Origin of the sequence: Nocardia brasiliensis ATCC 700358 (genome assembly GCF_000250675.2) — a bacterium.
Classification (GTDB): Bacteria; Actinomycetota; Actinomycetes; order Mycobacteriales; family Mycobacteriaceae; genus Nocardia; species Nocardia brasiliensis_B.
Genome location: NC_018681.1, coordinates 9,326,212 through 9,339,512 on the forward strand (window position 1 = coordinate 9,326,212; position 13,301 = coordinate 9,339,512).

10 protein-coding genes are annotated in these 13,301 nt (G+C 70.0%); 7 read left to right on the plus strand and 3 right to left on the minus strand.

Features of this window, described 5'->3' with window-relative positions; all coding sequences use genetic code 11:
* The first annotated feature begins 93 nt into the window (after positions 1-93).
* From O3I_RS41775 to O3I_RS41795, 5 genes are all read left to right on the plus strand, one after another.
* On the plus strand, positions 94-318 hold the full coding sequence (locus tag O3I_RS41775) for an acyl carrier protein (RefSeq protein ID WP_237748220.1): 225 nt from the start codon (positions 94-96) through the stop codon (positions 316-318).
* Positions 315-4,532, plus strand: coding sequence for an acyltransferase domain-containing protein (locus tag O3I_RS41780; RefSeq protein ID WP_014989126.1), 4,218 nt, complete (start codon positions 315-317; stop codon positions 4,530-4,532). Before O3I_RS41775 ends, O3I_RS41780 begins: the two co-directional genes overlap by 4 nt.
* On the plus strand, positions 4,529-6,259 hold the full coding sequence (locus O3I_RS41785) for a fatty acyl-AMP ligase (RefSeq protein WP_014989127.1): 1,731 nt from the start codon (positions 4,529-4,531) through the stop codon (positions 6,257-6,259). Before O3I_RS41780 ends, O3I_RS41785 begins: the two co-directional genes overlap by 4 nt.
* Positions 6,260-6,320: 61 nt before the next feature.
* Positions 6,321-6,710 carry a hypothetical protein gene (locus O3I_RS41790; RefSeq protein ID WP_014989128.1) on the plus strand — a complete coding sequence of 130 codons (390 nt, stop codon included), beginning with the start codon at positions 6,321-6,323 and terminating at the stop codon, positions 6,708-6,710.
* On the plus strand, positions 6,707-7,858 hold the full coding sequence (locus O3I_RS41795) for a cation:proton antiporter (RefSeq protein WP_014989129.1): 1,152 nt from the start codon (positions 6,707-6,709) through the stop codon (positions 7,856-7,858). The genes O3I_RS41790 and O3I_RS41795 overlap by 4 nt, the downstream gene beginning before the upstream one ends.
* 26 nt (positions 7,859-7,884) lie before the next feature.
* On the opposite strand, the gene O3I_RS41800 is transcribed toward O3I_RS41795, so the two are convergent.
* The 3 genes from O3I_RS41800 to O3I_RS41810 all read right to left on the minus strand — a co-directional run bounded on the left by O3I_RS41800 (position 7,885) and on the right by O3I_RS41810 (position 9,661).
* Positions 7,885-8,340 (minus strand): RNA-binding S4 domain-containing protein, encoded by a 456-nt coding sequence (locus O3I_RS41800; RefSeq protein WP_237748221.1) that lies wholly within the window; start codon positions 8,338-8,340, stop codon positions 7,885-7,887.
* Positions 8,341-8,343: 3 nt separating this feature from the next.
* On the minus strand, positions 8,344-8,946 hold the full coding sequence (locus O3I_RS41805; RefSeq protein ID WP_014989131.1) for a C40 family peptidase: 603 nt from the start codon (positions 8,944-8,946) through the stop codon (positions 8,344-8,346).
* 439 nt (positions 8,947-9,385) lie between these two features.
* Positions 9,386-9,661 (minus strand): hypothetical protein, encoded by a 276-nt coding sequence (locus tag O3I_RS41810; RefSeq protein ID WP_014989132.1) that lies wholly within the window; start codon positions 9,659-9,661, stop codon positions 9,386-9,388.
* 147 nt (positions 9,662-9,808) lie between these two features.
* Here O3I_RS41810 and O3I_RS41815 point away from each other — a divergent pair, with 147 nt between their 5' ends.
* Together O3I_RS41815 and O3I_RS41820 are read left to right on the plus strand one after the other, a co-directional pair.
* The gene (locus O3I_RS41815; protein WP_014989133.1) at positions 9,809-10,990 is read left to right on the plus strand and encodes an ATP-binding protein; all 1,182 of its coding nucleotides are present in this window, start codon (positions 9,809-9,811) and stop codon (positions 10,988-10,990) included.
* Positions 10,991-11,129: 139 nt separating this feature from the next.
* The gene (locus tag O3I_RS41820) at positions 11,130-13,082 is read left to right on the plus strand and encodes an acyl-CoA dehydrogenase family protein (RefSeq protein ID WP_041565003.1); all 1,953 of its coding nucleotides are present in this window, start codon (positions 11,130-11,132) and stop codon (positions 13,080-13,082) included.
* The last annotated feature ends 219 nt before the right edge of the window (positions 13,083-13,301 follow it).

Consider the following 13,301-nt stretch of genomic DNA (forward strand, 5'->3'; position numbering starts at 1 on the left):
GCTGGGGGTGCCCGGGCGACCGGCATGAAGTCGTCGGAGCGGGGGGTCGAGCGTGTTGGGATGGATCGGAGCTCAATGGTGCACAGTCGGCGTGTGACGCTCACCACCGCGGCGGTCACGGCGGTGGCCGAACTGCTCGGCGTGGACGCGACCACCATCGCCACCGACGCGCCCTTCGCCGACCTCGGCTTGAACTCCACCCAGCTGGCCCGGCTCACGGCGCTATTAGAGGACGCCATGGGGGTCGAGGTCTCGCTCGCGACGATCTACGACCACCCCGACATCGATCGACTGGTCGAGTATCTCGCGATGCGATGACGGCAGCGGGGGTATCGATCGTCGGCATCGGCTGCCGGATTTCCGGGGCCGCGAGCGCCGACGAATACTGGCGAATGCTGCACGCCCGGCCACCGGGCGCCGCGGCGGGCGTCGAACCGTTCGACCACGACTGGTTCGGCCTGTCCGCGCGCGGACACGCGGCCATGGACGGACCGCAGCGGTTGGCCATGACGGTCGCGGTCGAGGCGCTCGACGATGCCGGGATCGGTTACCGGGCACCGGGTTCCGGCGCCGCCGTGCTCTTCGGCACGGGCGCGGGCACGGCCGACCTGTTGTCCACGGCGTTGGATCTGCACGGGCCGAGCCTCACGCTGGACAGTGCGCAGGCCTCGTTCCTGACCGCTCTCGGCATGGCGGTACGACTGCTCGACGACGCGGCGGTACCGTTCGCCATCGTCGGCGGCGTCACCGCGCCGCCGCCGAACCCCTTGTCGACCAGCGAGATTCGAACCAGCGGCACCGAGCCCGAGCACTGCGCGGTGGTGATCCTGCAGCGCACCGCGGACGCGACCCGGGACGGCAATCGGCAGTACGCGCAGATCGCCGAGGTAGCCTTCGGTTCGAACGGCCACCCCGTTAACCCGCCAGAGCGAGCGAGCAGCACCGCGGCACCGCCCGTCACGACCGTCGGCGAGCTGGTCGAGGCCGCCCTCCGGGTCTATCACGGCGATCGCCCGCTCGAACCCGACGCGGCCGAGACCTCCATGGCCGCCGCAGTACTCGTCCGGGTGAGCGGCAGCACCTACGCCGAGGTGGTGTTGCGCCGCGGCCAGGCCACCGGTGCCGATCGCGGCTACGAGCCGCCGGTGCTGATCCCGGTGACCGGCCGGGACAACGCCGAACTCCGGGCGCAGGCCCAGCGTTTCGCGATGCGCCTCGAACGCGCCGGCGGTGGCGCGGCGGCCGCCTCGGTGCGCGAGTTCGCCGCGGCCGCGGCCCGATTGATACCGGAGCGGACGCGCGCGGTGGTCCTGGCCCAGGACCGCGAGGACGCCATGACGCAGTTGCACGCGCTGGCGCACGGCGAGGCGAGCACGGCGGTGCTGGGCCCCTCCGCGGTACGGCGGCCGGGCCGTCTGCTGTTCCTGTTCTCCGGGCAGAGCGCACTGCACGTCGCGATGGGCCGCGCGCTCGCCGCCCGGCACCGTGTCTTCGCCGCCGCGCTCGCCGAGACCGCCGAAACGATCGTCGCGGCGGGTGGCCCGCGCAGCTGGACACCGAAGCACGGCTTCGCGCTCGCCGCGGCGGGCGGCAGGGCCGCGAGCGGCGCGCACCCGAGCGCGCTCGTCGTGCCCGCGCTGTTCACCTTCCAGGTGGCGGTGACGGAATTGCTGTCGGCGTGGGGGATTCGGCCCGATACCGTGGCCGGACACGGGCTCGGTGAGCTGGCCGCGGCCGCGGTGAGCGGTGCGCTGCCGCTCGCCGACGCCGCGCGGGTCGTGGTGCAGCACAGTAGATTGCCCGCGCCGGGCAGTACCGCGGCGGCCTTGCTGACCGCCACACCGGAGGATGCGGCGAAGCTCATCGAGCCGCTGCGCGGGCAGGTCCACCTCGCGGCGGTGAACGGTCCGCGTGCGGTGCTCGTCACGGGCAGTGCCCGCAATATCGAGACCGTGATCCGACGTGCCAAGCGCCGCGACATGTTCGCGCGGCGCCTCACCGACGACGCCGGGCCGCACGGCCGAAACGCCGGTGTGCCCTCGGATTTCCTCGACGCGCTCACAGAGCTGCGGCCGGCCACACCGCATACACCCATGTATTCGACGGTCCGGCACGGCGCGGTGCTCACCGGCCCGGCGGCAGACGGCCGATACTGGGCCGAGAACGCTTCGGGCACCGTACAACTCGCCGCCGCACTGGCGCACGCGGCGGTGGACGGCGTGACCACGGTCGTGGAGATCGCGCCGCAGCCCGTGCTGAGCCCGGCGGTCCGCGCCTATCCCGATTTCCGCGACGCGGTGTACCCGGTGGCGACCCGCGCCGACGAGGCCGGTGATTTTCTCGCCTGTCTGGCGCGGCTGCACCTCGACGGCCGGCCGATCGACTGGTCCGCACAGGGACCGTTCGTCGTGCCGCCGCGCCGGATCTGGCGCAGGCCGCGCACGCTGCCCGACCCGCAGACGGCCGAACCGACCTTGCCCGCAGACGATCTCGTCGATCACGTGGTGTGCGGCACGCCCACCGTGCCCGCGGCCTTCTGGCTGCGGATCCTGCTGCGGCACGCGGGCGCCGAGGCGACCGTGCTGAGCGATTTCGTGGTGCACGAGCAGGCCGAGTTCGCGGCGCTGGCCCGGGTCCGCTACCGCACCCTCGACAGCGAGGGAAGTCTGCGGGCGGAGGTCACCGACGGCGGAGCGCTGGCTTCGGCCCGGCCGGGCGGTGACCCCACACCCGCGGATATCGTCGCATGGATGCGGGTGGTCGATACGAACCGGGCCGGACGGCACCGGATGCGGGTCGTCGCGCCCGCGGCGTTCTACGACGAGTTGCAGTGCCGGCGTTTGGCTTACGGTCCGCGACTGCGCGTGCTGCGCGGCATCGCGCTCGGCCCCGAGCAAGCTGTCGGGCTGTTCGACGCCGCCGAATTGCACAGCACCGCAACGGTCGACGGCTGTCTGCAGCTACTCGCCGCGACCGGGTACGAGGACGCACCGGCCGACGCGATCCCGCTGCCGGTCGGCATCGAATCGGCCTGGCTGTCCGCCGAACCCCGCCGGACCGTGCTGGAGGCGCACGCGTTCCTGCGCGCGCGGAGTACGACCGGCCTGCTCGGCGACGTGATCGGCACCGACCAGCACGGAGTTCCGTGTCTGGCCCTCTCCGGTGTACGGATCCGGTTCGCGGCACCGGACATTCCGGCCGTCGACGCACCGCGGCCCGTCGAGCGGCCGTTCTCGTTCCGTCAGGAGACGTGGCAGCCGGGGGATCTGCCGGTCCTGGACCAGGACCCACTTGTCGAGCGCGCCTTGATCATCGGCGACTCGGATCTGGCCGTCCGGCTGAGCACCGCACTCGCCGCGGTGGTGCCCACCGATCGAGTGCCGCACGGCCCCGAGGCCGCGCGGCCACTCGTCGCGAAGGCGCTCGAGCACGGACCTGTCGCACTGGTCCTGGTGTGGTCGGAAACCGGCCCGGCCGCTGTCGAATTCGATGGCACCGCCACGACGGACAGCGCGGCATCCGTCAGCCACGTACTGGTGCTGCTCCAGCAGGTATTCGCGGCGGCGCACCCGCACACCGTGACGATCGTGCTACCGGCACCGCGGGATCCGGCCGCGGGGACGCCACGCTTCGACGAACTCGCGACATCGTTCGGGATCGCCGGACTGGTGCGGTCGCTGCAACGCGAGTCCGACCGGACGGTGCGGCTGGTATGGGCCGACACCGACACCGCGGACGTGCCCGCGCTGTGCCGCCTGCTCGTCACCGACGCGCCCGGCGTACCGGCCGAATTGCGGTTGTCCACGGATACTTTCGCCGTGCGCCGGTTCGCGCACGCGCGCCGCCGCTCGCTGCCCGCCACCGTGGACATCGGCGGAACCTACGTGGTCACCGGCGGTTTGGGCGCGCTCGGCTCGATCGCGGTGCGCTGGCTGCTCGATTCCGGCGCCCGCGATGTCGTGGTGCTCACCCGGGCGCCGCGCCCGATTCCCGCGCTGCTCGACGGATGGGAGGACCGGATCGTGGTCGTGCGCTGCGACGCCGCCGACCGTGGCGATCTCGCCAACGCGCTCAACGACATCCGGGAATGCGGTTCCACCATCCGCGGCGTCGTGCACGCGGCCGCCGACGGCACCGACGCGGCGTTCGGGGCCCTCACCCCCGCCCAGCTGGCCACGATGTTCGCGCCCAAACTGCACGCGGCCCGCAACCTGATCGAGCTCACCGCCGCCGACCCGACGGATTTCGTCCTGCTGTGCTCGGCCACCACCGGTGCGCTCGGCGCGCCGGGCAGAGCGGCGGACGCCGCGGCCAACGCCGCGATGGACGCGCTGGCCTCGGCCTACGCCGGCCGCCGGGTGCTCAGCATCGGCTGGGATCGGTCGATGGCGGACCCGGACGGCGCGGCGCTGCCCCGCACCGGTGCCGCCCGGCGCGGCGCGGGGCTGCTCACCCAGGTGCTGCGCTACAGCGACACCTATCTCCTGACGACCGACGAGGTCGCTCCCGTACCGGCGTGCGAGGTCCCGTGACGACCGACCCGATCCGCAACTGTCTCGCCGTGCGAGTCGCCGAACAGGCCGCGTCGCACCCGGACGTCATCGCGTACACCGAACTGCGGTACCGGCTGCACGAACGCCTGCCGCACTCGATCACCTACGCCCGTTTGCACACCGCGACAGGCGAACTCGCCGCACGCCTGCGCGGCGCGAGCGCGCCGGGGGACCGGGTCGCCATCCTCTGCGCCCACGGACTCGACTACGCCGTCGCGTTTCTCGCCTGCCTGTACAGCAATCGCATTGCGGTACCGCTGTTTCCGGCCGCGGGCACGCGGAACCGGGAACGATTGCACGCCGTCCTCGCGGACGCGCGGCCCACCGCTGCCCTGCTCTCGCACAGCGACGTGACCAGTCCGGCGGTGCTCGGACCCGGACTCGGCCAAGTGGTGCGGCTGCCACCCGACGTGTCCGCGCCGACGACATCCGACGCACCACCGGGTCCCGTGCTCGACCCACTGCGCGGCACTCTGGCCTACTTGCAGTACACCTCCGGATCGACGCAGGCGCCGACCGGCGTCCAGGTCACCCATGCCAACATGGCCACGGCCTTGGAACAGCTGTGCCACGCGTTGGCCCCGACACCGGACAAGCCCATCCTGACCTGGTTGCCGTTCTTCCACGACATGGGTCTGATCCTCGGCTTGTCGCTACCGCTCTACTGCGGGGTGCCCGGCTTCACGATGGCGCCCGCCGAGTTCGTGAAGCGGCCGATCCGCTGGCTGCGCGCCGTCAGCGACTATCGGGTCGGCATCACCGGCGGGCCCAACTTCGGTCTTTCCCTGACGGTTTCGGCGACCACGCCGCAGGAGCGGGCGGGGTTGGACCTGTCCGGGCTCGATCTGCTGCTGAACGGCTCCGAGCCGGTGCGCGCCGAGGCACTCGACGAATTCAGCACCGCCTTCCTCGATTACGGCTTCCGGCAGCAAGCGCACACGCCAGGCTTCGGGCTCGCCGAAGCCACACTGACGGTGACCGTCTGCGCCCGGGACGAAGAGCCGGTGGCGCAGCGCTTCGACCGTGCCGCGCTGGCCGAGGGCCGGGTGGTCGCGCTGGTGCCCGGGGACGAACCGTTCGGCGGCGCGGCGCTCGTCGGCTGCGGCGTGCCCGCCGGACAGGACGTGCGGATCGTGCACCCGCTCACCCAGGTCGAGCTGCCGACCGGCCGGGTCGGGGAGATCTGGGTGGCGGGCGCCAACGTCTGCGACGGCTACTTCGGCAGGCCCGACGCCACCGCCGAGACCTTCCATGCCGCCCTGGCCGGCAGCGACGTGCACTGGTTGCGCACCGGTGACCTGGGTTTCTGGTTCGACGACCAGCTCTATATCGCGGGTCGCCGCAAGGACGTCGTGGTGGTCGACGGCCGCAATCACTATCCGCCCGATATCGAGGCGACGGTGGAGGCGTGCGCGCCGGAGGTCAGGCCGGGGCACGTGACGGTGTTCGGGCACGACGACGGACGCCGGGAGGACCTCGTGGTGGTCGCGGAGCTGAGCACCGTCGAAGCCGTCGAACCCACCGAGTTCTCGGTGCTCGCCCGCCGCATCCGCGCGGCGGTCGCGGCCGCGCACGAGGTGCTGCCGGGCGCGGTGCTCCTGGTCGAACCGGGCCGCATACCCAAGACCACCAGCGGCAAGCTGCGGCGGGGTGAGTGCCGGGCCCGCTACCTGGCCGGGCGCCTCGAGCCCGTCGCGATGATCTGACCTGCGCCGAAACACCGCCGAGGTCCCGCTGATCAGGGGCGGTGGCCGCCAAGATGAAGGCATGGCGACCGAGACGATTTCCGTGCAGTGGAAGGACGAGCCCGAGGAGCACGACTATCCGGCGGCGGCCGACTACCTGGAGTTGCTGGCCGGGCCGAAGATCGTGCGCGCCGTGGTGGACGACCTGCGGGCCGCGCCCCTCTCGTACAAGAAGGCCAAGGATATTCTGCGGGCCGCCCGGCTGGAACTGTTGCCGCCGGAGAACGCGCACGTGCGGCGGGATCTGATCAAGATCAACAATGGCAAGTCGTTGTCACCGATCCTGTTGGTGCGCGGCGACTTTCGCACCGGCACCCCGTTGGTGATCGCCGACGGCTATCACCGGGTGTGCGCCATCCACTGGGCCGATGAGAACATCGCCATTCCCGCGAAGATCGCCGCCCTGCCGTGACCTTCTCCACCCTCGCGCTGGTGCTCGCGCTGGGCCTGTGCGGTCCGCTGCTCGCGCTGCGCAGTGCATGGCACCTACCGGTGGTGCTCGGCGAGGTGGTGGCGGGAATCGTGTTCGGCGCCACCGGATTCGGCGTGCTGCACAGCGCGGATCCGATCTTCACGTTCCTGGCGGACATGGGTTTCGCCGTGGTCATGTTCGTCGCCGGCACCCACGTGCCGGTGCGCGATCCGACGGTGCGCGCCGCCCTCGGTGTGGGCGCATTGCGGGCGGTGCTCGTCGGATTGCTCGCCGTGCCAGCGGGTTTCGGTATCGCCCACTGGTTCGGCACCGGGCACGGTGCGATGTACGCCGTGCTGCTCGCGTCGTCCTCGGCGGCGCTGGTGCTGCCGATCATCGACTCGCTCGGACTGCGCGGTAAGCCGGTGCTCGCATTGACCGCGCAGGTCGCGATCGCCGACACCGTCTGCGTGGTCGCGCTGCCCTTGGCGATCGATCCGGGGCATGCGGGGCGGGCCGCGCTCGGCGCACTCGCGGTATCCGCCTGTGCCGTTGTACTTTTCGCGCTCTTGCGCTGGGTGGAGCAGTCGGGTGCACGGCGGCGGGTGCACCGGATCTCCGAGGATCGCGGTCTCGCCCTGGAGCTGCGCGTCAGCCTCGCGGTGCTGTTCGCGCTGTGCGCGGTCGCCACGCAGACCCGGGTGTCGATCATGCTGGCGGGTTTCGCCGCCGGACTGGCCGTGGCCGCGGTCGGCGAACCGCGGCGGGTGGCGCGCCAGCTCTTCGCCATCAGCGACGGCTTCCTCGCGCCGCTGTTCTTCGTCTGGCTCGGCGCCCGGCTCAATCTGCGGGACTTCGGCGAGAATCCGCGACTCATCGCCTTGGGCCTGGCCCTCGGCGCCGGCGCGCTCCTGGTCCACCTGGCCCCGCGCCTGATCGGTCAACCGATCGGTTACGGCGCGCTCGCGGCCGCGCAAATCGGTGTCCCGGTCGCGGCGGTGACCGTCGGCACCGAGCTGCACGTGCTGGTGGCCGGAGAGGCCGCGGCACTGATGCTCGGTGCCCTCTGCACGATCGTCGCCGGCGCCGTCGCGGCGAGCCGGCTCGCGGCCCGGGCGGCGAAGGCGGACAGCACAAACGAGCGCTGAGATCTCGGCGCGTTCAGCAGGCGGGCTCAGTCGTCGGTTCGACCGAGGTCGTCGAGCGGGCCGAGGTCTTCGGTGCGGCCGAGTAGGCGATCGGTTTCGCGGCGTTCGCGTTTGGTGGGGCGGCCGGAGCCGCGGTCACGGCGCGGCATGGCGGCGAGGAGTTCGCGGGAGGGCGGCGGCGGGGAGCGATCGATCAGGCATTGCGCGGCGATCGGAGCGCCGACCCGTTTGGTGACGATGCGCTCGACGATCACGATGCGTTCGATACCGCCGCTGCGGATGCGCACCTCGTCGCCGGGTTTGACCGGCTGGGCCGGCTTGGCGGCGGTGCCGTTGACCCGAACGTGTCCGCCGCGGCACGCTTCGGCGGCGGCGGATCTCGTCTTGAACAGACGCACGGCCCAAGTCCAGGAATCGACTCGGGCCTGCGTCGCGGTATTCGTAGTTCCGTGGGTACGGATGCCGTTATCGGCGGGGGACACGCCTTACACGATACGGCGTGCGGTGACCACCTGGTCGGCGCGCAGCGAGGTGTAGGTGACCGGCTCGCCGGACTGCACCGCGTTCAGCAGCTTGCCGTCACCCGCGTAGATGCCGACGTGGGCGCCGCCGTTGGTCACGACGATGTCGCCGGGCTGCAGGTTGTGGAAGGCCACCGGAGCGCCGACATGCGACTGCTCGAAGCTGGTGCGGGGAAGTTCGATGCCGGCCTGACGGTAGGCCCACTGGACCAGACCCGAGCAGTCGAAGTTCGACGGGCCCGCGGCACCCCAGGAGTACATCGCGCCGACCTTGGTCTTGGCGGCGTCGAGGGCGATATCGCTGGCGCTGGGCGCGGGATTGAACATCCCGGGCATGTTCGGCGCGAAGTTCGGCACTCCGGGCGCGACCTGCTGCTGGCCGCCGGGGGCCTGCGCATTCGGCATCGCCGAGACAGCCTGCTGGATCTGCTGATTGAGTTGCTGGACCGGCGCCTCGTATTCCTGCGGAACAGGAACATCGAAGTTGCCGACACCGGGAATGTTGATGGTCGCGGCCATCGCCGGGATCGCGGGCATGGCCCCGGTCGTTGCGGCCAGCGCGCCCATCACGACGGCACCCTTGACGGAATTCGGCAAGCGAGAATCCCGCTGCAAGCTGTGTTTACCCACCGAGCTACGTCTCCGATCTTCGTGCTCTCCCGCCGACCGGGCAGCTGACCAGAAAATGGCCGCAAGGCATCACCGTCACCAACACACTCGGGTGATCCCGGCACGACAGCCGGGTAGATGGCCCCGACAGCCGATAAGGCGGTAACTCCGTGGCGCCGCTTCTCTTTCGAAACGACAGGACTCCACTAAGTCACGAAGAGATTACGATGTCGACGCGGTGTTGTCCAGCGCACAGACCAGCATGTTTTAAGCCGAACTGAAAGTGCCTGGACGATCGCCCGAAATCGCGACACGCCCAGCGGGTCACGACACGATATCGCGGGGTGCGCGGGTGTCACGGAACGGCGCGCGACAGGACGAATCGGACAGGGAGACCTCAGAATTCGCGACCGGCGCGACGCGTGCCGTCGCCGCCGAGCGCCTGTTCCAGCTCGACGATCCGGCGCTGCGCATCGGCCAGGCCGACCTCGAGCTGGCCGAGCGCCATCACCAACGGTCCCACCGCGAGATCGGCCACCAGCTGCGGATCGTCATAGCCGCGTTCTATCGCGACCAGGATGTTGGACCGGATGCGCCGCGCCACGGTGGCACCGGCCGGTACGTTCCAGGACTCGACCACCTCGGCGGTGGTCGGGGTGGGTTCGTCGGACATGCCCCTCCGATACTCGCTGGAATCGCCCTCAGCGTAGTGACTTCCGCAGTACAAGAGCAATCGTGCAATACCCACCGCTAGCCGTATCTAGGACACGCCGTAGATGTCGGCAGATTTCCCGGACCGGACGCGCTACGGTGTGCGGGTATGGACCCCGTGCGGAATCCGTATGCTCCCGGAGCCGGACAGCGCCCACCCGAATTGGCCGGGCGCGACAAGCAACTCACCGCTTTCGACATCGTGCTGGAGCGCGTCGCGCGGGGCCGTCCGGAACGCAGCGTGATGCTCACCGGGCTGCGCGGCGTCGGAAAGACGGTGCTGCTCAACCAGCTTCGCTCCGCCGCCATCTCCCGCGGCTGGGGCACCGGCAAGATCGAAGCCCGGCCGGACCAGGAACTGCGCCGCCCGCTGTCCTCCGCGCTGCACATGGCGGTGCGCGCGATCGCGATGGCGCATCGCAATCCGGAACGGGTCGACGACTTCCTCGGCATCCTCAAGGCGTTCGCGCTGCGCGCCACCGCGGACAAGGGCATGCGGGAACGGTGGCAGCCCGGCATCGACGTGCCCGCGGTCACCGGCCGCGCCGATTCCGGTGACATCGAGATCGACCTGGTCGAGTTGCTGGTCGAGGCCGCGGCGCTGGCGGGCGAAATCGGTGTCGGCATCGCGATTTTCATCGATGAGATGCAGGATCTCGGCCCGGCCGACATCTCCGCGATCTGCGGCGCCTGCCACGAATTGAGCCAGGATGCGGCACCGCTCATCGTGGTCGGCGCCGGACTGCCACACCTGCCCGCGGTGCTGTCCGCCTCGAAGAGCTACTCGGAGCGCCTGTTCAGCTATCACCGCATCGACCGGCTCGAGCGCGCGGCCGCCGATCTGGCGTTGATCGCGCCCGCGCAGCGCGAAGAGGTGAAGTTCACCGACGACGCCCTGGACGCGCTGTACCAGCGGGCCGACGGATATCCGTACTTCGTGCAGGCCTACGGGAAGGCGGCCTGGGACCAGGCGCCGGAGAGCCCGATCACCGCCGAGGACGTGGACGTGGCCGCGCCGAGCGCGGAAGAGGAACTGGCGGTCGGCTTCTTCGGTTCCCGTTACGAACGGGCAACGCCCGCAGAGCGAGAGTACATGCGCGCCATGGCCGATCTGGCCGGCGACGACGGTCCGGTCGCCACCGCGGCGGTGGCCAGCGAACTCGGCCGCAAACCGGCCTCGCTCTCGCCGGCCCGGGACGGACTGATCAAGAAGGGGCTCATCTATTCGGCCGAGCGCGGCACCATCGGCTTCACGGTCCCGCACTTCGGCCGCTACCTCCGCAGCGTCTGAGCTCGGCACGCGCATCGAATCAGACTGTCTATCAAGATCATTAGAGATCCATAGAAACCAATCGACCCGAAGCCCTACCGGCCGGTAACTAAAGTTCTTACACTCGAATGTGATCCTGATCACGTCCGAGGAGGACATCATGGCGACTGCCGCGAAAGTCGACGCCACCGAAGAACAGGCCCGCGCACTGGTCGAGGAATCCCGCGAAACCACCTGGGCCAAACCATCGTTCGCCAAGGAGATGTTTCTCGGACGGTTCCGGCTGGATCTGATCCACCCCTACCCACGGCCCAGCGCGGAAGACGCCGCGCGCACCGAGGCCTACCTGGCCCGGCTGCGGCCGTTCTGCGAATCCATCGACGGGCGGGTGATCGAAACCGAGGGCCGGATCCCGGACGAATACGTCAAAGGTCTGGCCGAACTCGGCTGCTTCGGGCTCAAGATTCCGGAATCCCATGGTGGTCAAGGACTTTCCCAGTTCGGCTACAACCGCGCGCTGATGCTCGTCGGCTCCGCGCACCCCAGCCTCGGCGTGCTGCTCTCGGCGCACCAGTCGATCGGCGTGCCCGAACCGCTCAAGCTCGCGGGCACCGCCGAACAGAAGGCCGAGTTCCTGCCCCGCTGCGCCGCGGGCGCGGTGAGCGCGTTCCTGCTCACCGAGCCCGACGTCGGCTCCGACCCGGCCCGGATGGCGAGTTCGGCCGTGCCGACCGACGACGGCGAGGCGTACCTGCTCAACGGGGTCAAGCTGTGGACCACCAACGGCGTGGTCGCCGAACTGCTCGTGGTGATGGCGCGGGTGCCCAAGAGCGAGGGACACCGCGGCGGCATCTCCGCGTTCGTCGTCGAAGCCGACTCGCCGGGCATCACGGTCGAGCGGCGCAACGCGTTCATGGGTCTGCGCGGCATCGAGAACGGCGTCACCAGAATGCACGACGTGCGGGTGCCCAAGGCCAACCTGATCGGGCGCGAGGGCGACGGCCTGAAGATCGCGCTCACCACCCTCAACGCGGGCCGGCTCGCCATCCCCGCGCTGTGCACCGCGTCCGCCAAATGGTCGCTGAAGATCGCCAGGGAATGGAGCGCCGCCCGCGTGCAGTGGGGGCGTCCGGTCGGCGAGCACGAGGCCGTCGGGCAGAAGATATCCTTCATCGCCGCAACGACTTACGCGCTGGAAGCGGCCCTGGATCTCTCCGCCGCCATGTGCGACGAGGCGCGCAACGACATCCGGATCGAGGCGGCCCTGGCCAAACTGTGGGCCAGCGAGATGAGCTGCACCATCGCCGACGAGCTGGTGCAGATCCGCGGTGGCCGCGGCTACGAGACGGCCGCCTCGCTCGCGGCCCGCGGCGAACGAGCGGTCGGCGCCGAACAGCTCGTCCGGGATCTGCGCATCAACCGCATCTTCGAAGGTTCCAGCGAGATCATGCGGCTGCTGATCGCCCGGGAAATGGCCGACGCGCACATGGCCGCGGCCGGTGCACTGGTCGACCGCAAAGCCGAGTTCAAGGACAAGGCGAAAGCGGCCGTGGGCGCGGCAGGTTTCTACGCGAAGTGGTTCCCGCAGTTGGCGGTCGGCGCGGGCACCACACCGGCCACCTTCTCCGAATTCGGGGTGCTGGCAAAGCATTTGCGGTTCGTCGAACGCAGCTCGCGCAAGCAGGCGCGGTCGCTGATGTATGCCATGGGCCGCTGGCAGGCGGGTCTGGAGTACAAGCAGAACTTCCTCGGCCGCATCGTCGATATCGCGGCCGAACTGTTCGCCATCTCGGCGGCCTGCGTACGCGCGCACGCGCTGCGCACCGCGAACGCCCCCGAGGCCGCGGCCGCCGAAGAACTCGCCGACATCTTCGCCAAACAGTCCCGCGTCCGCGTGCGCGCATTGTTCGACGCGCTCTGGGACAACACCGACACCGAAGACCGCACCCTCACCCGCGGCGTCCTCGACAGCCGCTACACCTGGCTCGAAGCAGGCGTCTTCGACCCCAGCGAAGGCACCGGCCCCTGGATCGCCGAATGGCAGGTAGGCCCCTCCACCGAACCAAACCTCCTCCGCCCCTTCCTCCCCTCCACCCGCAAACCCACCCCCTGACTCACCCGGCATCGTCGCGCTCCCATCCCAGGAGCGCGACCCCGCCACGCTCCCCGAACCGACAAATATTCCCTTCTATCAGCCAAACACTAGATAGCGATAGATTTTCCTGTAGTCGTCGGCCGACGCTGGATTGCGAAATCTAGGCCCCTCTAGGAAATCGACTCGATACCCACAGATTCGATGAGCGGCGTCCACATGACTCTCTATCGCGATCTA

Coding starts and splice junctions, on each gene's coding strand:
- O3I_RS41780 (WP_014989126.1), top strand. CDS start 315: ATGACGGCAGCGGGGGTATCGATCGTCGGCATCGGCTGCCGGATTTCC.
- O3I_RS41790 (WP_014989128.1), top strand. CDS start 6,321: ATGGCGACCGAGACGATTTCCGTGCAGTGGAAGGACGAGCCCGAGGAG.
- O3I_RS41805 (WP_014989131.1), bottom strand. CDS start 8,946: ATGGGCGCGCTGGCCGCAACGACCGGGGCCATGCCCGCGATCCCGGCG.
- O3I_RS41810 (WP_014989132.1), bottom strand. CDS start 9,661: ATGTCCGACGAACCCACCCCGACCACCGCCGAGGTGGTCGAGTCCTGG.
- O3I_RS41815 (WP_014989133.1), top strand. CDS start 9,809: ATGGACCCCGTGCGGAATCCGTATGCTCCCGGAGCCGGACAGCGCCCA.
- O3I_RS41820 (WP_041565003.1), top strand. CDS start 11,130: ATGGCGACTGCCGCGAAAGTCGACGCCACCGAAGAACAGGCCCGCGCA.